Source organism: Sediminibacterium sp. FW305-C-61, from assembly GCF_058231065.1.
The window spans coordinates 128,173-151,535 of record NZ_JBIQXR010000005.1 but is presented as its reverse complement, the minus strand read 5'-3'; the positions used below and the strand labels follow the sequence as shown (position 1 = coordinate 151,535).

Sequence of the window (23,363 nt, the reverse complement as noted above, 5' to 3'; positions counted from 1 at the left end):
AAATATGAAAATTACACCGCTTATGAAGCCGGGTAGTGTTAAAGGAGCTATATTATTACTCCTAACTACGCTGCTAACGGCTGCCGGTATGGCGCAAGTGCGCATATCCGGTAAAGTTACCGCAAAAGGAGGTACTGCTGTCGAAGCTGCTTCCGTAATCGTCAGAGAAAACAGTACTGGTACAGCAACCGATGCTACCGGGGCATTTAGTTTTACAGCCACACTAAAGCCTGGTACTTACACCATCGTTTTCTCCAGTACCGGTTACAAAACCACCCAATCTTCTTTAACCGTAACTGCAGGTAACAACAGTTATACCGTTAATGCAGAACTTGCTGAAGACGTTTCAAAACTCGATGAAGTTATCGTTACAGGTAACTCTCAGGGAACTACCCGTCGTCAATTGGGTAGTTATATCAGCTCTGTTAGTGCTGAGGATCTGAATAAAGGAGCAACAGGTAACGTTCTTGCAGCTTTACAAGGTAAGACTGCCGGTGCGCAGATTTCCCAGAACTCTGGTGATCCTGCTGGTGGACTTTCCGTTCGCCTGCGTGGTATCAGTTCTATTTCTTCTTCTTCAGAACCCTTATATATTATCGATGGAGTGATTGTAAACAATGCTACCAATCGTGTTACCAACACTTCCGGAAACTATGATGGAGGAAACTTTGTAGGAAGTATTGGTCAGAGTAGGTTGGTTGATATTAACCCGAATGATATCGAACGCATAGAGGTATTGAATGGTGCCGCTGCAGCAGCTATTTATGGTAGCCGTGCTAATGCGGGTGTGGTACAGATATTTACCAAGAAAGGTAAAAGCGGTGCGCCTTCTGTAAGTTTTTCAACCAGCTTTACCAACAGTAACCTGCGCAAAAAGCTGGCCGTAAACCAGGCCCCAACCAAATTTGGTGGCCCTACTGATGGTCCGGGTGCATTTACACAGGACATTCTTTCTCCTGCTGTAACCACTACTACGCCAGTAACCAGGTACGATTACCAGGATTATATTTTCAGGAACGCGAATGGTACAGATAATAATATCTCTATCAGCGGTGGGACGGATAAGACTAAGTACTACTTATCTGGTTCTTATTTTTATAACCAGGGTATTGTTAGAAATACCGATTTCCAACGCTATAGCTTCCGCAGTAATATTGAACAGGTTTTAAACAAGTGGGCAACTATGAACCTTGGTTTAAACTATGTGAACAGTACTGCAAATGAAAAACCCGATGGTAACTCATTCTTCTCCCCAATGAACTCTGTTACCATTATTGGTAACTTCCACAACATCTGGCAGAGAGATGCCCTGGGTAATATCCAGGCAGTAGGTGAACGTGGTCGTGCAAATCCTGTCTCTGTGATTGAAGACATTAAACAGCGTCAAACCACCAATCGCTTAATTGCAAATATGGGATTGAAACTCAGACCTATCAACGGTTTAACGGTAGACTACACAATGGGTATTGATAACTATGCTCAAAATGGTACTACCTATATTCCACCTTTTGCCTATAACGTAAGTACGGCATTCTTTGGTGGAGGTCCTTCACTTGATCCTACCCAAAATGGTTATGCAAGTACTGGTAATAATAGCTTCTTTGCTATTAACCATGACTTGAATGCAACTTATAGCAGAAATATTACCAATAACATCAACTCAGTTACTCAGGTAGGGTTCTCTCAGCAATACGAGAAGAATAATTATTCATTATTACAGGGAAGAGGTCTTGCTCCGTTTGTAAGAACCGTGAATGGTGCCAGTACAATTCTGGGTGGTGTTGATGAGCGCAGTGAAATTTCTATTTCTGGTGCTTATGTGCAACAGAACTTTAAATACAGAAACCAATTTTTCGTCACAGGTGCTATGCGTGTGGATGGTTCTTCTGTATTTGGTAAAAACCAGCGTAACCAAACCTATTACAAAGCAAGTGGTAGCTATGTAATTTCAGGTACAGATTTCTGGGCTAAATCTTCTGTTTCAAAATGGTGGGATTTATTTAAAGTACGTTTAGCGTATGGTGAGAGTGGTAACCTTACAGGTATCGGAGCCTATTCAAGGTTTAACACTTATAGCTCATCATCTTACCTTGGAAGAACAGCATTAAACTCTAGTGGTACTCTGGCAAATGAAAATGTAAAACCTGAAAGACAACAAGAAGTTGAATTAGGTTTTGACCTTTCGTTCCTGAATAACAGATTAGGCTTAACAGTAAATATTTACAACAAGAAAGTAAAAGACCTGTTGATCAACCGTTTCATAGCTCCAACTTCAGGCTTCGGAAGTCTGTTGGATAATTTCGGTTCTTTGGAAAACAAAGGATATGAAATTGTATTAACAGGTACACCAGTTGCTAAAAGAGATTTAAATTGGAACATCACCGGTATCTTTAACCATAACCGTAATAAAGCGGTTCGTATTGGTCAGGCACTTACCTTGTTAAGTACCAATGCTGGTGCACCAGTTGCAATTATTGAAGGCCAGCCAGTAGGAGTATTTTATGGTACCTTCTTTGCACGTAACGCTGATGGAACTGAGTTGAAAAATGCAGGTGGTATTCCTCAAACAGAAAGAGGTGTTCAAAACAGTGCTCTTTCTTATACTACCGGTAGAACAGCAGGTTTGCCAAGTGGTGCCGTATTACGTAAGGTAATTGGTGATCCGAATCCAGATTACACAGCAAGCTTAGTGAATGAGCTTACCTATAAGAAACTCAGCCTTCGTGTTCAGATTGATGCGGTACAGGGTGTTGATGTATTCAATGCTGATTTCCGTACCCGTCAGGGTGTTGGTAATGGTACCGTTGCTGAACAGGAGCATCGTGGTGTATTACCTCGTGGTTATATCAGTGGTATTTATGCCATCGAAGAATGGAGGGTTGATAATGGAAGCTATACTAAACTTCGTGAACTTTCATTGAGTTACAACTTTGGTAAAATAAAAGGATTCAGCGATCTGAGTATCAGTCTGAGTGGCCGTAACCTGATCAGTTGGGATAATTATAAAGGCTGTGATCCTGAAGTGAATGCTGGTGGACAAAGCACCATTCTTCGCGGAATTGATTTTGGTGCTGTGCCTATTCCACGCACATTCAGTTTTGGAATCCAGGCTAAATTTTAATCCTAAAAAATTACTTGTATGAAAAAGAGTATTCAAATATCACTATATACAGGTCTTGCGGCTGTGCTGTTAACAACAGCAGGCTGTAAAAAAGACTTCAGTAACCCGAATGCGGCTACATCAGACCAGGTATTCAGTTCTGCTAAAGGACTGGCTGGTATTGTCGTGGGCCTGCAAAGAACCTATGCATCGAATGTTGCTTATGGCATGTCTGATGCTACTGGTTTAATTACCAATGAAACCCTGTTAATGAATCCGGGTAATACCTCTGAGTTTCAGTTCAGTACAGGGGGTGCAGCCGTAGATGGAACCAATGCATTACTGGGTAATGTTTGGACCACAGCTAACAAGATTATTTTTGATGCAAACAATGTAATCAATGCTGCTGCAAAACTTTCAGACAAAAGTTATGCAAGCGGATTAATTGGATATGCAACTGTGTATAAAGCTTTATCAATGGGCTGTTTATCTAGCTTCTGGGAAAAAGTGCCTGATACTGTAGGTACTGCCACTACTACTTTCTCAGACAGAACAGTTGGATTTACCAGGGCTATTGCTGCAATCGATAAAGCGCTCGCTGCAATCAGTGCCAATGCAATTTCTTCGGCTTTTGCTGCTGATGTGCCGGTTGGTGTAGATATTGTAAACACGCTCTATGCTTTGAAAGCACGTTATTCATTGTTTGCAGGTAATTATGCTGCTGCATTGGCTGCTGCTAATGCGGTTGACCTTACCAAGCGTTCAGTGATGAATTTTGAAGCAGCGAACCCCAATCCGATTTTTAATTCGGTAACATCTACCAATAACGTGTATCAGCCTTTGGATTCCACACTTGGACTGCCAACAGCCATTGCACCTGATTTGGCAGATAAACGCATCCAGTTCTATACCGTTATTAATGCAACAATTAACCCTCGTTTCAGGTTGAATGGTTTCTGGAATACGGCAACTGCAGCTATTCCATTGTACTATCCTGGAGAGATGACCCTAATTAAAGCGGAAGCCTATGCACGTCAGGCGACACCTGATCTGGTAAATGGTATTCTTGAATTGAATAAAGTTGTTACCAAAAAAGCTGCCAACGATCCACTGGGTATTGGTGCTGATCTTGGTCCGGTAGCTCCGGCAAGTGCAGCTGAATTGCTAACACAGATATACCGCAATCGTTGTATCGAACTTTATTTGTCTGGTATGAAATTGGAAGATATGCGTAGATTCGGAAGACCTAACAGCGAAAGAAAAAGGAATCTTTTCCCTTATCCTTTCCGTGAAAGAGACAGCAATCCGAATACACCTCCTGACCCTGCTTTCTAATTAAGAAAGGTAGCGATAAAGGCCCCGGCTCATTGAGCCGGGGCCTTTTCTTTACAATGCGGTATGTATTGATAATCATTTAATTGCCTATCTTACAAGATCAATTAAAATTCAATATACAATCATGATTCGCTCCTTACCCCTTCGATTATATTCTGGCCTAGGTATTGCAGTGTTACTGGTTTTTATTGTAGGCTTTGTTACCATTGATTCCTTAGACAAGCAAGCGAAAGAATCAGATACGGTTCGACATACCCATCAGGCTATTTCTTATGTAAGGGATATACGCTTTTCAATAATGCAAATAAGGGGAAGCAGAAGGGCTTATTGGGTAACAGGTGCTTCAAAAGATTTAGATGCTTACGAAAGCGGATCAAGTTTTATACCTGTTCGGATCGTGGACCTACGCGATCTGGTAAAAGATAACCCGATTCAGGTTCAAAATGTTATCCGACTTGATTCAATGGTTACTGACTTATTAGGATACTGGAAAAGAGAAGGTGTGATTACTCCAAAACTCTCAACCGAAAACTTTAAGGAAATAGTACTTCAGGAAGAGAAAAAACTCTCCTCCTTATATATTCAGATTGAATCAATTAAAACAGTAGAAGAAGGCTTGCTTATTCAAAGGGAAGAAATCGTTGCAGGATATATTAAAAGAACCAAACTTATTCTATATATAGGGATCAGTGTATTGATGATTGTTGTTTTATTACTGATCAATGCAGTTATACAAACCCTGAAAAGCAGGTACAAAGCCGGCCTTCGATTACAGGCAAACCTGGAAGAAACGGAGAAGATCAATAAAATGGCCCAGGAAAAGAATTGGGTATTGGAAGGCATGAGTTATATCAATAATCGTTTACAGGTGGTTGATAGCTCAAGTGAACTTGCTCACCGGATTATTACAGCCCTTGTTCAATACCTTGAAGTTCCCTCCGGCGTTATTTATTTTGTTGATGATGATGGAACAAAATTAATTACAGCAGCTTCAGTTGCCGTTAGTGGTTCCTCAAAAAAATCATTTACGATTGGAGAAGGCATTGTTGGTAATGCCGCTTATGCAAAAACAGTCACTATCATAAAAAATATTCCACCCGATTACTGGAAGGTAGAATCTTCACTTGGTCAGGTAACAGGAAATGGTGAAATAGCCTGTATTCCATTATGGATGAATGAAGAATTGAAAGGTTTAATAGAGTTGGGCTGTTTCACTTCATTCACGGATTTACAAGTGTCATTATTGAAGAATTGTGCGGATATTCTCTCTGCGGCCATTAATTCCTATCAATCACGAGATCGTATCAATCATTTGCTCGACGAGCTACAAGAACAAAAAGAAGCCTTACTTGAGCAACGTGAAGAATTACGCCAAACAAATGATGAATTGAGCAGACAGGCCGAAGAATTACAGGCTTCTGAAGAAGAATTGAAAACGCAGGAAGAAGAACTTAAACAAATTAACCTTGAACTAAAAGGTAGAAATGAAGCAATTGATAACGCTCGTCAGGCATTGGCACAAAAAGCAAAAGAACTGGAAACTACCAGCCGATATAAGTCGGAGTTTTTGGCCAATATGTCGCATGAACTTCGCACGCCATTGAACAGCGTTCTCATCTTAGCCAAATTACTTGCTGATAATAATACGGATAACCTGAATGCAAAGCAAATTGAGTATGCTAACATTATTTATAAATCTGGTAAAGACCTGCTTCAGCTAATTAATGATATTCTCGATCTCTCTAAAATTGAATCGGGCAAGGTAGATTTATTAATTGAAGATGTTTCACTGGATAATATTAAAGAAGATGTATTGCAACTCTTTTCAGTAGTAGCCAATGAAAAGAATATTAATCTGTCAGTAGAAAAAATGACAGGTGCACCTGCAACTATTCAAACAGACAGACAACGTCTTTTACAGGTGGTTAAAAATTTATTGTCAAATGCATTTAAGTTCACACCGGCAGAAGGTAAAATTACCCTTTCCTTTGAACCAGTAGCTGCTACAGATCAATTACGGATTAATGTATCCGATACAGGAATTGGGATACCTGAAGAAAAGCAGCAGCTCATTTTTGAAGCATTTCAACAGGCAGATGGCTCAACAAGCCGCAGATATGGAGGTACAGGGCTTGGATTGTCTATAAGTCTTGAACTGATGAAATTGCTCGGTGGTTCAATTTCTGTAAAAAGCGAAGTGAATAAAGGAAGCATATTTTCCCTTCTCCTGCCACTTACATTTACTGGAAATGCCCATGCAGATTCAAATGTGGTTGCTGATGAACTTTTGTTACAGGATGAATTTGTTTCGATTGATAAAGTTCGTGAACAAACAATAGTTGCAGATGATCGCTTTCAACTAAAAAAGGGAGAACGTCTTATGTTGATAATTGAAGACGATGTAAATTTTGCTACAATTATCAGAGACTATGCACGACACAAGGGATACCAGATTATTATCGCATTACAAGGGGATGAAGGATTGTATTATGCGAAAAAATACAAACCCAATGCTATTATCCTGGATATACAATTACCTGTAATGGATGGTTGGACAATTCTCAAACAGATCAGAAATGATGATCAAATAAAACATACGCCGGTACATATAATATCCGCTTTTGAGGATAATCGATTCAAGGATGCCGATGTTATGACCTATCTTAAGAAACCGATTGAAACCAGTGCATTAGAGCAGGCATTTTCACTGCTGGGAGAACATTTTCAACAAGGTGTGAAACAGGTACTTATTGTTTCAGCAGAACATTTTGAAGAGAATGACCTACATAAACTCGCCGCGGAAAAGGACTATAAGATACATTTTCAACAGGTAATATCTATTGCAGACGCAAATAAATTGGTTGCGGAACAGAAATTTGATTGTCTGATTGTTCATATTGGTTCAACTATTCAGTTAGCTGATGCAAAACAGATTCATCAACAAGTTGCTGGGAAACAACTACCCATTATTATACACCTGGATGAAGATATTTCTACTACCGACGAGATTGAATTCCGTAAAATATCAAATATCATCATCAGGAGTGGAATTACTGCAAATAACAGGTTGCTGGATGAACTGGAATTGTTTCTGCATAAAATGGCGGAAAATGATCAAACCAGATCCAGTCAGTTAACGATCCCGGATAACGACCAATCCCTGTCGAATAAAAAAATACTGGTAGTTGATGATGATATGCGTAATGTATTTGCTTTAAGTGCAGTACTCGAGTCGAACAAAATGCAAGTGGTAGCTGCCAGCGATGGAAGAGAATCATTAGAACAATTAAAAAAGCATCCGGATACGGATCTTGTGTTAATGGATATCATGATGCCGGAAATGGATGGGTATGAAGCAATGGAAAGGATTAGAAAAGATTTAAAAATGCAGGAATTGCCCATTATTGCTCTAACTGCGAAAGCAATGGCAGGTGACAGGGATAAATGTATTGCCGCAGGAGCTTCTGATTATATTACGAAGCCGGTGGATATGCAAAAATTATTATCACTTATGCGAGTTTGGTTAACTAAGTAAGCATTAGAAAAAAATATTTAGGATGTCGATTCCCGGAAGACCTGAACTTTCTGCACAAGAGTTTGAGCTATTACTCAGTATGCTTCATCAGGTATACGGATATGATTTTTCGGGGTATTCGAAGAGTTCTTTGTTAAGAAGGATATCAAAATTTATGGATGAAAAGGCCGTAGCTGATGGACAGCATCTGGTGCAACTACTAGCTGGGGATACAAATGCATTCAATAGCTTTCTGGAAACAATTACGGTAAATGTTACAGAAATGTTTCGTGATCCTGCATTTTATAAATGCCTGCGCGAAAAAGTATTACCCGTACTCGCTACTTACCCCCAAATAAATATTTGGCATGCTGGTTGCTCTACCGGTGAAGAAGTTTTTTCTTTAGGTATTTTACTTCAGGAGGCTGGACTTCTTAAACGAGCACGGATTTATGCTACAGATATTAATGCAGCTAATTTAGATAAAGCAAGAACTGGTGTATTACCCATGCACCATATGCGTGAGTATACTGCGAATTACCGGCAGACAGGAGGAGTTAATGATTTTTCTGATTATTATACTGCCTTGTATGACCATGTAATTATTAATAAAGAAATTCGTGAAAGGGTTGTGTTCTTGCAACACAATTTGGTGACAGACAGGTCTTTTAATGAATTTCAACTGATTCTTTGCAGGAACGTAATGATTTACTTCAATAAACAACTACAAAACAAAGTCTTGCGATTGTTTTATGATAGTTTGTCATCACTTGGTTTTATGGGACTCGGCATGAAGGAAACCTTATTGTTTTCAGAGCTTAAAACAAAATTTACACCTGTAGACCCAACTGTAAAAATATTCAGGAAAAAGCGATAAAAAGTTGAAAGAAAATAAATACGATATTATACTAATTGGTGGTTCTGCAGGTAGTATTCCTCTATGTACGGCATTGCTAAAGTCGTTAAAGAAGGATCGTTCCATTCCGGTTGTGGTCATTATTCATAGAATGAGAAATGTAGAGAGTGAACTTGATAAATTACTAGCGAGAGAATCAGGGATTAAAAAAATTATTGAACCGGAAGACAAACAACCATTAAGTGTAGGAAAGGTTTACCTGGCTCCGCAGAATTATCACCTTCTGTTTGAAGAAGATGGCACTTTTAGCCTCGATTATTCAGATGCGGTACATTATAGCCGGCCATCAATAGATGTAAGTTTTGAAAGTGCGGCACAGGTATTTGGAAAGAAGATATTGGCTATTCTATTAAGTGGGGCTAATGCAGATGGTGCAAAAGGTATTTCTATACTTTCAGATATTGGTGCCGATTGCTGGATACAGGATCCTGTTACGGCAGAATCTGCAACAATGCCGGCTGCAGCAATTGCCGCAGCAAAAGGGGTTAGTATTTTGCCGGTTGAAAAGATGCAGGAACGCATAAGCGAATTATAATTATATTGCTGTAAGACATGAATATTCCGCCCATACCTTACCAAGATTTTACCATTCTACTGGTTGACGACAGACCTGAAAACCTGCTGTCGCTGGAACAAATACTTTTGAAGCCTGGTAGAACCTTTATTAAAGCAGCATCTGGTAACGAAGCTTTGAAACATATTCTAAAGTATGAACATATTGGGCTGATTATGCTTGATGTGCAAATGCCAGAAATGGATGGCTTTGAAGTAGCACGTATACTTAAATCAAACCCCAGAACAAAAGATATATCCATCATTTTTGTAACAGCCTTAAGCAGAGAAGAACAATATGTTTTAAAAGGATTTGCCGAAGGCGCCGTAGACTACCTTCAGAAGCCGCTAGATATAAACGTGGTAAGGGCAAAGGTGAATGTATTTGAACAGCTTTATTTTAACCAATTCCGTTTAAAGACTGCCTTAACAGAACTTGATCGTATAAATAAACAACTCGAAAAATTTGTATACATCGTTTCTCATGACCTCAAATCACCTCTTTCATCTGTAATTATGATGCTGGAATTGATTAAAAACGATCCGCATGTTGTAGCTAATCAGGAAGTGAAAGAGAATATTGATATGGTTTACCAGGCATCAGGGCGATTGTCTGAAATGATTATGGCTTTGTTGGAATATTCTACCACAAGCCTCTCCCAACAAACTATTGAGTCAACAGATGTACATTTAATGGTTGAACAACTAGTGTCTTTATTGTTCCCTCCAAAGAACATACAAATTCAAATACTCAATCAGTTACCCGTTATCCAAACCAAAAAGGTAAAACTCGAGCAGGTGTTTCAAAACCTTATCAGTAATGCTATTAAGTATAATGATAAACCACAGGGGCTGATTCAAATCGGCTTTGCTGAAAAGGAAGGCTTTTATGAATTTTTCGTAAAAGACAATGGCCCAGGTATAGAAGATGAAGATAAAAACCGGATTTTTAAGTTATTTGAAATAACCAATAACCAATCTCAAAGAGACAGCAGTACTGGTATTGGTTTAAACCTGCTTAAAATTATTGTAGAAGAGCAAGGTGGAAAAATATGGGTAGAATCAACGAAAGGAGAAGGAAGTGTGTTTTATTTTCAATGGATGAAGTAGTGAATTGTGAATAGTGAGTAGTCAGGGTGAGTGATGAGTAGCGAATATTAATTTCGAAATTCTGCTGTTTACTTATAGTTGGTAACCTGAATTATTTCTTTACAAAAGTCTATTTCCTGAACATCGTTGCTGCTGACGATGATGGTTTTATCTTTGCAATAGTTGCTGAGTAATTCATGGTATAGCTGATAACCTGCACTGTCGAGGTTGGTACAGGGTTCATCTAGCAGAAGTAAAGGTACATCACTGAAAAGGGCCTGCGCCAGTTTAACCCTTTGTTTCATACCGCTGCTATAAAAACGTATTTGTTTGTCTGCTGCTTTTTCGAGTCCAATGAGTTGAAGTATGGTATCAATGGTAAGAACAGGCAACAAAGGTTTGAAAGAGGCATGGAATTGTAAAAATTCTTTTGCGGTCATTTCTTCAATCAGCTCCAGGTAAGGGGCTGCCATTGAGAGGCGGGTATAAATTTTTTCTGGTGCAATTGACTGATTGTTTTCCATCCACTCAATACTTCCGGCTGCTAACTGCATACTTCCTGCGATGGCTTGTAATAAAGTGCTTTTGCCGCTTCCATTGGGGCCAGTAATAGCATAACTAACCCCGGATTGAAAGGTGAAATTAATTCCGCGGAATATCCATTCCCGGTTAAATTTTTTACCTGCATCCGAGAGTTGAATCTGCATAATTGCAAAAAATTGAATTGAAGGTTGTGTTAGTCTTCTTCGGTGGCACCTTTAGTAAAGCGCTTGATAATACCACGTCCGCTTTCACGAATAAACGTTACGATTTCATCACGCTCATCGCTTGCGGTTAATTCTTCTTCAATAAATTCCAGCGCTTGTGAAGTATTCAGCCCTTTATTGAAAATTATACGATAGATATCGAGGATATGGTTGATTTTCTCAAGTTCAAATCCTCTTCTTTTTAAGCCTACGCTGTTAACGCCACCATAACTTAATGGATTACGGACTGCTTTGATATATGGGGGAACATCTTTACTCACCAGACTACCTCCTGCGATATAAGCATGTTGACCAATGGTTACAAATTGGTGAACAGCACTCACACCCGCGATCCAGGCCCAATCGCCCATCACCACATGTCCTGCAAGCTGCACACTGTTACTGAGAATGCAATTATCACCTATTAAGCAATCGTGTGCAATATGGCTGTATGCCATAATCAGGCAGTTACTGCCTACTTTGGTTTTCCAGCGATCAGTAGTTCCCCGGTTGATGGTTACAAATTCGCGTATAGTGGTATTGTCGCCTATTTCAACAGTGGTTCTTTCGCCGGCAAATTTTAAATCCTGTGGAATCGCTCCTAATACGGCGCCTGGGAAGATTCTGCAGTTTTTACCAATTCTGGTGCCATCCATTATGGTAACATTACTACCGATCCAGGTACCCTCGCCAATCTGTACATCGCCATGGATAACGGTAAATGGGTCGATCTTTACATTGGGTGCTACCCTTGCATTTGGATCTATGTAGGTATAAGGATGCGTCATTGTTGCTGGGTTCTGTTATTAAATTGGGTAGGGATTGGTTAAGGTCTTTTTACGATTTGCGCTACTAGATCAGCTTCGGTGGCAACTTTTCCTCCTACATAAACGGTACCTCTCATTTCACATATACCGCGACGAATAGGACCTGTAAATTCCATTTTGAGTAACATGGTATCACCGGGACGTACCATTTGTTTGAATTTACAATTATCTATTTTAAGGAAATAAGTATCATACTGTCCTTCCGGCATTGAATTAATACAAAGAATACCACCCGTTTGTGCCAGTGCTTCAATTTGCAATACACCCGGCATTACCGGATTGCCAGGAAAGTGACCAGGGAAAAACCACTCATTGAAAGTTACATTCTTAACACCTACGATATGCGTGTCTGTCAACTCAATTATTTTATCGACCAATAAGAATGGATGACGATGCGGTAATGTTTTTTCAATTTTTTCCAATGGGAAAATAGGCGGCATGGTTGGATCGTAAACAGGCACATCTTTCACATGTTTGTTCTTCTTGATGTACTGTTTGATTTTTTTAGCAAATTCAACATTGCTGCTATGCCCCGGACGGTTAGCAATAATTCTTGCTTTAATAGGGTATCCGATGAGGGCAAGGTCACCAACCACATCTAATAATTTATGACGAGCAGGTTCATTCGGGAACCTCAGCTCAAGGTTATTCAGGTAACCTTCACTTTTTACTTCAATTTTATCGCGTTTGAACACTTTTGCCAAACGATCCATTTCAGCATCTGTGATTGGCTTGTCTACAACTACAATTGCATTATTGATATCACCGCCTTTAATAAGGTCATTATCGAGCAACATTTCAAGCTCATGCAAGAAACAGAATGTACGGCAAGGAGCTATTTCCGTTTTAAAGTCTTTGATGGTTTTTAGTCCTGCATGTTGGGTTCCGAGCACCGGACTGTTAAAGTCGATCAGTGTGGTTATTTGATAATCCAATGCGGGTAATGCCACCATTTCAACACGCTTGGCATCGTCGTAGTGGTAAATATTTTCATCAAGGCTATACCAGGCTTTTGCGGCTTCTTGTTGTAATACGCCTGTTTTGGCTATTAATTCTATGAATGGAGCTGAACTACCATCCATAATTGGAATTTCTGGCCCGTTTAATTCAATCAAAACATTATCAACACCCATTCCTACCAATGCTGCTAATACGTGCTCTACGGTGCTCACTTTCGCGTCACCAACCTGGAGGGTGGTTCCCCTGCTGGTATCGGTAACCAGATCGCAATCTGCCTTAATAATTGGCTGACCAGGCAGATCTACACGCTGGAATTGAATACCAAATCCGGGATTGGCTGGTTTCAATATCATATCAACCAAAACGCCTGTATGTAAACCGGTGCCGCTAATGCTGATGGCACTATTAAGGGTATGTTGCTTGTCGGGATTAAAATTATTGTCCATGCTGCTTTTTTTTCCTGAGAATCAATCAAATCCTGTAAAGAGGAAGGCTAATTCACCAACCCCTTGATTGAGAATATAATGCAAAAATAAGATTTAAGGACGGTTAATTAGTCTTTTAGGAGGCATTTACACGATCGGCAATCAGTTGTTCAACCAGTTTTTCAAGTTCTTTAACCCTTTTTTCAAGTTCCGGGAGGTTTCTCAGGTGGGCCTGGGCTCTTAAGGAGCGGGTAAAATCATCGGCTGGGGTGCCGGTTAATGTTCGGTTAGGCTCTTTGATATTTTTTGTAATACCACTTTGTCCATTGATTTTGCTTCCATCGGCAATGGTAAGGTGACCTGCAATTCCGGTTTGTCCGCCAATCATTACAGATTTACCAATTTTGGTACTGCCACTTACGCCTGTTTGGGCAGCGATAACGGTATTAGAACCAACTTCCACATTGTGGGCAATTTGAACCAGGTTATCCAACTTTGCACCAGTACGAATAATAGTAGAGCCCATTGTTGCGCGATCGATGGTAGCGTTGGCACCAATTTCCACATGGCTCTCAACAACTACATTGCCTATCTGGGGTACTTTTTTAAAAGTGCCATCACCCTGTGGGGCAAATCCAAAACCGTCGCTGCCAATAACAGCACCCGCATGTACTACAACATGATCAGCGATGGTACAATCGTGGTAAATTTTTACGCCTGCATGTAATATGGTGTTGTCGCCAACCTGCACATTATCTCCTAACACAACGCCGGGAAATATTTTTACCTGTTTGCCAATTTTAACATGTTCACCAATATGTGCAAATGCTCCGATAAATACTTGTTCGCCAATACTGGCTGTTTTAGCAATATAACTTGGCTCTTGTATGCCAGTTAATTGCTGGGTCATCAACTCCTGGTATTTGGTGAGAAGAGTAGCGAATGCTGAATAAGCATCGGGTACACGAATCAGGGTATTCTTAATGTTTTGTTTTAAAACCAGTGATTCATTAATAATGATAACCGATGCTTTGGTACAATAAAGATATTCTTCATATTTAGGGTTGGCCAGGAAGGATAGTTGGCCAGACACAGCTTCTTCAATTTTTCCGAAAGAGTGTACGGCTAAGGTAGGGTCACCCTCAAGTTTGCCGTTTATTAGCATCGAAATTTGTGCAGCGGTAAATTGCATACAGCGTGATTTAGTTTGGCAGATAGCGCATGGGTCATGGTCATTGGTCGATAGACCATAGCCAATTGTCGATGCTTGATGGTCTATGGACTATGGTCCATTAACTTTAAGCTACTGCTATGTCAATAAACAAATGTAATTTTTTTTAACTGGTGCAGAAAGAATTTGATGAATCAGGGCATTATCAACCGCTGAAATATCTTTCACCTCACCTCCCTTAAACAAAATATTGATGCGTTCATCAAAAGTTTGATAAAGGGTATTGGTTGCTTCACCTGTGAAACACACATAATGGATATCTGCAAGCGGAATGCCAAATTTTATAGAAGCCTGATTTTCTTTTTCCTTAACAAATTCAGTAGAAAAAATATCTGATTGTATCCTCGATTTATATAGTTGCCTGTTTAAAAACCGGGAACAGAGTAGGGAAAGAATTTTGTCGGGGTGTTTGGACCATCGTTTAAGGGCATGCATGATGTCGTGATCATCCAGCGAGCAAAATAGATCCAGGGTATCGTCATTCATCTGACCATTGAAATCGCCCAGGAAGTAATCAAGTGCAGATTGGGTTTGTAATGCCAGATCTGCTGCATTGTAAATGCTACGAACACGCTGAAGTATTTTGACCAGCATCTTTTCGGCAGACAAAACAGTTTTATGCAGGTAGACCTGCCAGTACATTTGTCTTCTTGCGACCAAAAATTTTTCAACACTATAAATGCCTTTTTCTTCTACCATTAATTGTCCATCATGCACCATCAGCATTTTCAATATTCGGTCATAGCCAATTACTCCCTCACTAACCCCACAGAAAAAACTGTCTCGGGTAAGGTAATCCATACGGTCTACATCCAACTGGCCGCTAATTAACTGGTGCAGGAAAGGTTTATGGTATTTGTCGGTAAAAATGGCAATCGCTAAAGAAAGTTGGTTGTCCAGATCGCGATTCATTTTTTGCATGATCTGAAGCGATAGTTGTTCATGATGCACTCCTTGTATAACCTCATGTTCCAGGGCGTGTGAACAGGGGCCATGACCAACATCATGCAAAAGGATGGCTGCTTTAACGGCAATTTCTTCATCAGGTGATATTTCAATGCCCTTGTTCCGGAGTTCATTTACGGCATTGCCCATTAAATGATAGGCGCCTAGGGAATGATGCAAACGGGTATGTACGGCACCCGGGTATACCAGTTGCGCCATAGCCATTTGTTTGATATTGCGAAGCCGCTGGTAATAGGGGTGTGAAATAATATCAAATATCAATGGGTGATTAATGGTAATAAAACCATAAACCGGGTCATTGATGATTTTCCTTTTTAGCTCAGACATACCTGTTGTTGATTTGTTAAATTGGCCATCGGGACAGTCGGCAAAAATACAAAGAGATACTTGATATGTTGGAATGAAATAGATTTACCCTTTAAAGCTGTACTGAAATAGCTCCCGCCTATCGGAAATTGTTACACTATCGCATTTATTTAATTATTTTGAACTGCACCGGAACATCCGGGGTTGTAACAATTAAGCACTGCTTATGCCACTAGCTACCATTTTATGGGTTGACGATGAAATAGAAAGCCTTCAATCGCAAAAAATATTCCTTGAACAAAAAGGGTACACGGTTATTACCCTAACCAATGGATTTGATGCCATTGAATATGTAAGCAATCAACCTGTTGATATTGTACTGATGGATGAAACCATGCCTGGCATCACTGGTCTGGAAACACTGGTTCGTATAAAGGAAGTAAATGCAGCTATCCCAGTTGTGTTAATTACCAAAAATGAAACGGAGAACCTGATGAATGAAGCTATCGGCCGACAGATCAGCGATTATCTCATTAAACCAGTAAATCCCAATCAGGTTTTGCTCAGTTTAAAAAAACTAATCGACAACAAAAGACTGGTAGCAGAAACAACAACCACAGCATACCAGCAGCAATTCAGAAACCTGTTCATGGCCTTGAATGATAATCCCGATTTTAATCAGTGGATGGATATCTATAAAAAACTGGTTTATTGGGAACTGGAAATGGAAAAAAGTGATAGCCCGGAAATGAGGGAAGTGTTTCAAACACAAAAGCAGGAGGCCAACACTGAGTTTTTTAAATTTATCAGTAAAAACTATGCTTCATGGGTGTCACCTAAATCAAGTGAATCGCCCATTATGAGTCATCAGCTTTTTCAATTCAAGATTTTACCACATGTTGAGAAGGGTATTCCTACTTTTTTTATCCTGATAGACAACCTTCGTTTCGACCAGTGGAAAGCCATACAACCCATATTTGCAGAGAGTTTCCGCATATTGGAAGAAGAAACCTTCTATTCAATTTTGCCAACCGCAACCCAATATTGCCGGAATGCCATTTTTGCGGGAATGATGCCGATAGAAATAGAAAAACAGTTTCCGAATTTGTGGAAAAATGATGACGACGAAGGGGGAAAAAATAATGAAGAAGAAACTTTTTTCAGGGCTCAACTAAAAAAATTAAAGAGAGATGACCTTAAAATAAGCTACCATAAAATCCTCAACCATCAGGATGGTCAGCAATTGGTAAACAATATGCATAATTTGCTGGACAACGATTTGAATGTGATTGTTTACAATTTTGTTGATATGCTGAGTCATGCAAGAACCGAAATGGAAGTGCTGAAAGAACTGGCAAGCGATGAAGCCAGTTACAGAAGTTTAACCCGTAGTTGGTTCGAACATAGTCCATTGCACCAGGCATTGAAAAAAATTGCTGATAAGCCCATTAAAATTGTACTTGCTACAGACCATGGTAGTGTAAGGGTTAAAACACCCCATAAAGTTATTGGGGATAAGCAAACCACTACCAATCTGCGGTATAAACATGGACGTAACCTTAATTATGAGACAAAAGATGTGCTGGCATTCAGAGATCCCAAAGAAGCGGGCCTGCCGGTGCCCAATGTAAATTCATCCTATATTTTCGCCAAGGAGGACGACTTTTTATGCTACCCCAATAATTATAACCACTACGTGAACTATTACAAAAATACTTTTCAGCATGGAGGAATAAGTTTAGAAGAAATGGTTGTTCCGATTATTAAGATGGTAAGTAAATAGTAGCTGCAGGCTTCACGCTACAAGCTACAAGCCTCTAGCTGCTAGCCTTGATTAGTGCTTGTTTTAGGTTTTCTGCTATTATTTGAATAAATGACAAGGCTTGCGAGTTTGTTTTGAAAAAAACTACTGAAAATAAATATTTAATTATCCAATTAAACTTGTGGATGGTTAAGTTGATAAAAAAACTAGCAGCCAGCAGCTAGCGGCTAGAAGCTTGACCTAGCGATTTCCATGGCTTGTAGCTTGCAGCTTGAAGCCTGCAGCTTTCCATTATGTGAATAACTAATTACCAGCCGGGCAAGCCTAAACCCCGGCGGAGTGGTACATTTGTTGTGTCATAGCATTACTAAAGACCGTATTGACCATGAAATACACGCAAACTACTTTAGACAAACTGGAAGATATTCTCGGAGAATCAGGATATGTAGTAAGATATGAAAGAGGTACTTTTCAAAGTGGCTGGTGCCTGCTGGAGGCAAAGCGCATAGTAGTACTGAATAAATTCTTAAACATAGAAGGTCGCATTAACACCCTGATGGAAATTATACCACAGTTAACCATCGATTACGACAAGCTAACACTTGAGTCTCAGAAACTTTATGAAGAAGTGGTGAAAAAATCGGCCACTGCAGCCTGATTTTTTGCGGGAAATACGCGGTCTCATCTCCCCATATTTACATAGATTTGGGCCGTGACCATTCCAAAGCTTACAATAACATTTTTAGGAACAGGCACCAGCAGTGGTGTGCCCATGATCGGATGCGATTGTACTGTTTGTACTTCTCCTGATAAAAAAGACAAACGTCTGCGTAGCAGTATATTGGTGGAATCACCAACGACTACTATTGTAGTGGATACAACACCCGATTTTCGTTACCAGATGCTACGCATCAATAATAGAAAACTTGATGCGGTTTTATATACCCATCCGCATAAAGATCACCTCGCCGGACTGGATGATATCAGGGCTTACAATTATTTTACCAGAAAGCCCATGGATATTTATGCAAATACACTCACCGAAGAAGCATTAAGGCGCGATTATTATTATGCATTTTCAGATACCCGTTATCCTGGTGTGCCAGAACTAAACCTTATCAACATTGACTTACAGGCATTTCAGGTTGGTGATATTCCGGTATTGCCGATAGAAGTAATGCACTATAAAATGCCGGTATTGGGCTTTCGATTTGGAGATTTTACTTATATCACAGATGCAAACAGGATTGAAGAAAGAGAGAAGGAAAAAATACGCGGAAGCAAGGTGCTGGTGTTAAATGCTTTGCGAAATGAACCACATATCTCACATTTTACTTTACAGGAAGCCATCGACCTAGCCAATGAACTTAAAGTGCCTGAAGTTTACTTTACACATATCAGCCATCAGTTAGGAACACATGAATCCGTTAACACAACATTGCCATCGCACATGAAACTTGCTCATGACGGATTACAGGTTAGTTTATAACGTGCATCAAAGCAAGTAATATTCTGGCGGCAAGTGTTGAGGGGTATAGGTGCATAAATGCTAATGGCTAACACCTAACGGCTATACATAAATTATTATTCAGGAAGAAGGGCATACAGTGAACCATTGTATGAAAAATAAAATACGCCCTTACTTCAGCTTTAGTAAAAAAGAAAGAACCGGTATCCTGGTACTGGTAATACTTTGTTTGATTTTATCTGTACTTCCTTATTTTATTCCTACAAAACCTTTAGAGGTAACCATTGGAGAAAGTATGGTGATTAGCCATGGACAAGAAAAGGAAAAAGATACTCTAGAAATAAAAGCATCTTTCTTTTCCTTCAATCCCAATACAATTGACCTTAAAACCTGGATGAAGCTGGGTTTAAGTGAAAAACTGGCACAGCGTATCATCAATTACAGAAATAAAGGGGGTAGATTCAGACAGGCTGCTGATCTGAGAAAAATATGGGGACTATTACCGGAACAAGCAGAAGCATTAATTCCTTTTGTAGTATTACCCGCAGAAAAGCCAATCAGTTACCCTAAACCTCTCATAATTGCCATCGATATCAATAAAGCTGACCAGCAGGCATGGGAGGCGCTCCCCGGAATAGGTGAAAAACTGGCACAACGCATTATTCGTTACCGGGAACAGGTTGGTGGATTTGCGATGCTTAGTGAATTGCAAAATGTCTATGGACTTAAAGACAGTCTTTTAGTAAAACTGACCCCCTACCTTTTACTCAACAATTCCAGCATTCCGAAGCTATCACTCAACCGGGCTTCTGCCTTTCAATTGGTTCAGAAAACGGGTATTTCGATCGAGATTGCCCGATTAATTGTTAAATGGCGCATGGACAACGGACCTTTTACAAGTTGGGGTGAATTAGAAAAAATAGCTGGTTTTGATAGAAAAATAGAAGAAGCCCTCAGAAAAGCCTTTCAATTGGACTAAAAAACTGTTAAGCATGTAAGCTTTTTTGGTTCGTATTGAGAAATGACATTCTTTTGCATTGAAAACTAACAAACGGTCGTTTGTTTTCAGAAGGTTGCCTTGATAACGATTGTTTAGTAAGGCAACCTTCGTCTATTTAAAACTATAGCAATGGATTTCAGGAAGACAGAACTTACAGAACAGGTAGCGCAAACAGCAAGGGATTTCGCCCAACAATATATTCGTCCCCACTTAATGGACTGGGATGAAAGTCAGGAATTTCCGGTGTCTGTTTTTAAGGAAATGGGAAAATTGGGGTTGATGGGAGTGTTGGTACCCGAAACTTATGGAGGAGCAGGACTAGGATATTTTGAATACAATGTGATTATTCAGGAGATTGCCAAAGTATGCGGATCTATAGGCCTTAGCCTGGCTGCGCATAATTCACTTTGTACCAATCATATATTGACATTTGGATCAGCGGAACAAAAAAAGAAATGGCTGCCATCATTGGCAACTGCGGAGTGGATAGGTGCCTGGGGATTAACAGAACCAAATACTGGCAGTGATGCGGGAAATATGAAAACAGTGGCTGTTAAGGAGGGAGATAACTGGGTGTTGAATGGCACCAAGAGCTGGATTACCCATGGAAAGAGTGGAGATATTGCGGTAGTGATCTGCAGAACAGGAGAACCCAGAACCAGTGGTAATTCAACAGCATTTGTTGTAGAACGAGGTACACCAGGCTTTTCAGCCGGTAAAAAAGAGAATAAATTAGGTATGAGGGCCAGTGAAACGGCAGAAATGATATTTGAAAATTGCCGTATTCCAGATGCTAACAGACTGGGAGAGGTAGGTGATGGCTTTCGTCAGGCAATGAAAATACTGGATGGAGGAAGGATTTCCATCGCTGCACTTTCACTGGGTATAGCTAAAGGCGCTTATGAAGCAGCTGTTCAATATTCAAAAGAGCGTCACCAATTTGATCAGCCAATCTGTAATTTCCAGGGTATCAGTTTTAAACTGGCAGATATGGCCACAGAAATAATGGCGGCTGAACTATTGATATGGCAGGCTTGTGACCTTAAAAACCGTGGACAAAAAGTAACCAAACAGGGGGCCATGGCAAAATACTATGCCAGTGAGGTGGCCGTAAAAACTGCGACTGAAGCTGTTCAGATTTTCGGGGGTTATGGATACACAAAAGATTTTCCGGTAGAAAAGTTCTATCGTGACGCAAAATTGTGTACTATTGGTGAAGGAACTTCCGAGATACAGAAACTTGTTATATCACGTGAAGTATTACACGGTTAGTCTCTTTTCGATTGCTTGCTTATATCAAAGTCCCGCTAGAAAGCGGGACTTTTTTAAAACCACCCCCAAAAAAACTAAGTTGTAACCACACGGGTTGAATCAGGAACTGTTTGATACCAGTTAATTTTTCTGCTGGCATACATTACCGCAGCCAATATGATGAACAATCCAATACTGCCAAGCAGTAATGCGGTATCTTCTAAACGCAGCAGGATATAAATGAATCCATATAATGTCGAAAGCAAAATAGTAAACCAGGCAGCAGTACCTGCTTTCTTAAAATGACTGTGTACATAAACAGTAATCAGTAAAATGGTAGCTGAGGCAGCAACAAAATAAGCGAAGTTGAAACTAGCTATTTCACTGATCGACAACAATAAGGTGTAGAATATAATCAGGGCAATTCCTACCAATACATATTGAACAGGATGTACTGGTTTGTTTTGCATTATTTCCATGATAAAGAAAAGTGCAAAGCTTAAACCTATTAAGAGGATAGCATATTTACTGCTACGGTCTGTTTGGGCATATTGATTGGCAGGTTGTAATAAACTAACACCAAATGCAAGCGATTGGTTAATACCCTTGGTATCTGTTACAAGGGTAGTGAAGGGTAGGTTTGCTTTGTTGAATGTCCAACTTGCATTAAACCCTGTCCTGCCAACTTTTCTATTTGATGGAATGGTATTTCCATCGAATGAAGGACTGGGCCATTTTGAGTGAATATTATAGGTGCTTGATCCTGCAAGCGGCATAAAATGTAATTGACCACTTCCCCTAACTGCAAGCTTTGTACTAAAATCAATAATAGTACCAAGGTCGGCCGCGCTTAGTGGTACATTAACAGAAAGACCATTCGAATCGATTTCAGAAGAAGGTAAACCGGGAAGCAGGTTAAATTCAGTGCCTTTGAAATTAGCCATAATCTCCTGTTCAATACCTTTAAAATCACTGATGCCAATGCAAAGTTTTATGTCGTTCCATTGTACCTCATCCTCTCTAACATCTTTTGGAAGTTGGAGTTGAAATTTACCCGAACCAGCTAACTGAGTTTTATATAATAGTACTTTATAAATGGAACGTCTTCTTTCTTCTGTATCAATGTTCCCAGTGAAGGAAACTTGCTCGGGTAACATAAAAAAATCACCATAGGTAATAACGGTTTTGCCTTTTTCGTCTTTGGTTATTTTTTGATAGGGAACATATAAGTATGGTCCCGATAATCTTTGAGGCGATGCCCATTTTTCGCTCACGTCTTTTTCAACGGTTTTCCGTCTTTGTTCTCTTTCCTTTACCAGATTAGAGACAAAGATCATCGGAATAAGCATCACCAGGATGAGAATGCCAGTAACAATGCCTTTGTATAAAATTTTATTGTGCCCTGTATTGCTTAGTGCAGTACTGTTTGTTGTGTCCATAGTAGATAGGTTTGAATATGAAATAAAAAAATGGTTTACCAGAAATGATTTTTGGTTTAATAAAGCAAGCAAGCTGGATGCGGATAATCCCAGAAAGAAAATGACTGCATCAATTATATTATCTGTGTGCAATCCATGCGATAGTTTCAGAAATAGTACGGTATATAGTAGCGCAATGGTTACATTGGTTATTGCGATGCAGAGAAATTTGATTTTAGTAGTTCTCTTTAATCTGTTAATAGGTGGTAATACAAGTAAATAAAAAAGAAATACAGGGAAACTGAATAGTGAACTGCCCAAGAAAATAAGGAATATACGGAGAAGGATATCTACAAAGCTGTTTGAAGCAGTATCATCCAGTATGAAATAAATATTTACTCCTAATGTGAACAACAATACATTGTTGAACCATAATTTGAAGCTTGATTTAACTATATACATCATTTAAAAGTGCTTTGAATTACAAAGTGAAAGGG

The 23,363-nt window shown here is 39.7% G+C and carries 17 protein-coding genes; 11 read left to right on the top strand and 6 right to left on the bottom strand.

Annotated features, from left to right (window positions below; translation table 11 throughout):
- The first annotated feature begins 4 nt into the window (after window positions 1-4).
- The 6 genes from ACH30E_RS13785 to ACH30E_RS13760 all read left to right on the top strand — a co-directional run bounded on the left by ACH30E_RS13785 (window position 5) and on the right by ACH30E_RS13760 (window position 10,527).
- Window positions 5-3,121 (top strand): SusC/RagA family TonB-linked outer membrane protein, encoded by a 3,117-nt coding sequence (locus ACH30E_RS13785; RefSeq protein ID WP_490847349.1) that lies wholly within the window; start codon window positions 5-7, stop codon window positions 3,119-3,121.
- Window positions 3,122-3,139: 18 nt separating this feature from the next.
- Window positions 3,140-4,435 (top strand): RagB/SusD family nutrient uptake outer membrane protein, encoded by a 1,296-nt coding sequence (locus tag ACH30E_RS13780; protein ID WP_294990303.1) that lies wholly within the window; start codon window positions 3,140-3,142, stop codon window positions 4,433-4,435.
- Window positions 4,436-4,559: 124 nt separating this feature from the next.
- On the top strand, window positions 4,560-7,970 hold the full coding sequence (locus ACH30E_RS13775; RefSeq protein WP_490825341.1) for a response regulator: 3,411 nt from the start codon (window positions 4,560-4,562) through the stop codon (window positions 7,968-7,970).
- A 22-nt stretch (window positions 7,971-7,992) separates the two neighbouring features.
- On the top strand, window positions 7,993-8,826 hold the full coding sequence (locus ACH30E_RS13770) for a CheR family methyltransferase (RefSeq protein ID WP_294990308.1): 834 nt from the start codon (window positions 7,993-7,995) through the stop codon (window positions 8,824-8,826).
- A 4-nt stretch (window positions 8,827-8,830) separates the two neighbouring features.
- Window positions 8,831-9,400, top strand: coding sequence for a chemotaxis protein CheB (locus tag ACH30E_RS13765; protein ID WP_490825342.1), 570 nt, complete (start codon window positions 8,831-8,833; stop codon window positions 9,398-9,400).
- Window positions 9,401-9,417: 17 nt separating this feature from the next.
- Window positions 9,418-10,527 (top strand): sensor histidine kinase, encoded by a 1,110-nt coding sequence (locus tag ACH30E_RS13760; protein ID WP_490825343.1) that lies wholly within the window; start codon window positions 9,418-9,420, stop codon window positions 10,525-10,527.
- A 68-nt stretch (window positions 10,528-10,595) separates the two neighbouring features.
- Here the strand turns inward: ACH30E_RS13760 and ACH30E_RS13755 are convergent, their stop codons facing one another.
- From ACH30E_RS13755 to ACH30E_RS13735, 5 genes are all read right to left on the bottom strand, one after another.
- The gene (locus ACH30E_RS13755; RefSeq protein ID WP_294990317.1) at window positions 10,596-11,213 is read right to left on the bottom strand and encodes an ABC transporter ATP-binding protein; all 618 of its coding nucleotides are present in this window, start codon (window positions 11,211-11,213) and stop codon (window positions 10,596-10,598) included.
- 29 nt (window positions 11,214-11,242) lie between these two features.
- Complete coding sequence (gene lpxA, locus ACH30E_RS13750) at window positions 11,243-12,040, bottom strand: acyl-ACP--UDP-N-acetylglucosamine O-acyltransferase (protein ID WP_294990320.1); 798 nt, start codon at window positions 12,038-12,040, stop codon at window positions 11,243-11,245.
- Between the two features lie 38 nt (window positions 12,041-12,078).
- Window positions 12,079-13,485, bottom strand: coding sequence for a bifunctional UDP-3-O-[3-hydroxymyristoyl] N-acetylglucosamine deacetylase/3-hydroxyacyl-ACP dehydratase (locus ACH30E_RS13745; protein ID WP_490825344.1), 1,407 nt, complete (start codon window positions 13,483-13,485; stop codon window positions 12,079-12,081).
- A gap of 115 nt (window positions 13,486-13,600) precedes the next feature.
- Window positions 13,601-14,656, bottom strand: coding sequence for a UDP-3-O-(3-hydroxymyristoyl)glucosamine N-acyltransferase (lpxD, locus tag ACH30E_RS13740; protein WP_490825345.1), 1,056 nt, complete (start codon window positions 14,654-14,656; stop codon window positions 13,601-13,603).
- 117 nt (window positions 14,657-14,773) lie between these two features.
- Window positions 14,774-15,988 carry an HD domain-containing protein gene (locus ACH30E_RS13735; protein WP_490825346.1) on the bottom strand — a complete coding sequence of 405 codons (1,215 nt, stop codon included), beginning with the start codon at window positions 15,986-15,988 and terminating at the stop codon, window positions 14,774-14,776.
- Between the two features lie 205 nt (window positions 15,989-16,193).
- On the opposite strand from ACH30E_RS13735, the gene porX reads away from it, so the two are divergent.
- The 5 genes from porX (at window position 16,194) to ACH30E_RS13710 (ending at window position 21,469) form a co-directional block, all read left to right on the top strand.
- The gene (gene porX / locus ACH30E_RS13730; RefSeq protein WP_490825347.1) at window positions 16,194-17,750 is read left to right on the top strand and encodes a T9SS response regulator signal transducer PorX; all 1,557 of its coding nucleotides are present in this window, start codon (window positions 16,194-16,196) and stop codon (window positions 17,748-17,750) included.
- Between the two features lie 364 nt (window positions 17,751-18,114).
- A complete protein-coding gene (locus ACH30E_RS13725; protein ID WP_294997021.1) occupies window positions 18,115-18,387 on the top strand; it encodes a hypothetical protein in 273 nt (90 codons plus the stop codon).
- A gap of 54 nt (window positions 18,388-18,441) precedes the next feature.
- On the top strand, window positions 18,442-19,218 hold the full coding sequence (locus tag ACH30E_RS13720; protein ID WP_294997023.1) for an MBL fold metallo-hydrolase: 777 nt from the start codon (window positions 18,442-18,444) through the stop codon (window positions 19,216-19,218).
- A 130-nt stretch (window positions 19,219-19,348) separates the two neighbouring features.
- Window positions 19,349-20,176, top strand: coding sequence for a ComEA family DNA-binding protein (locus ACH30E_RS13715; RefSeq protein WP_490825348.1), 828 nt, complete (start codon window positions 19,349-19,351; stop codon window positions 20,174-20,176).
- Between the two features lie 150 nt (window positions 20,177-20,326).
- Window positions 20,327-21,469: an acyl-CoA dehydrogenase family protein gene (locus ACH30E_RS13710; protein WP_490825349.1), complete on the top strand. Its 1,143-nt coding sequence runs from the start codon at window positions 20,327-20,329 to the stop codon at window positions 21,467-21,469.
- A gap of 74 nt (window positions 21,470-21,543) precedes the next feature.
- Here ACH30E_RS13710 and creD read toward each other — a convergent pair whose 3' ends face one another.
- Window positions 21,544-23,331 carry a cell envelope integrity protein CreD gene (creD, locus tag ACH30E_RS13705; RefSeq protein WP_490825350.1) on the bottom strand — a complete coding sequence of 596 codons (1,788 nt, stop codon included), beginning with the start codon at window positions 23,329-23,331 and terminating at the stop codon, window positions 21,544-21,546.
- Window positions 23,332-23,363: the final 32 nt, after the last annotated feature.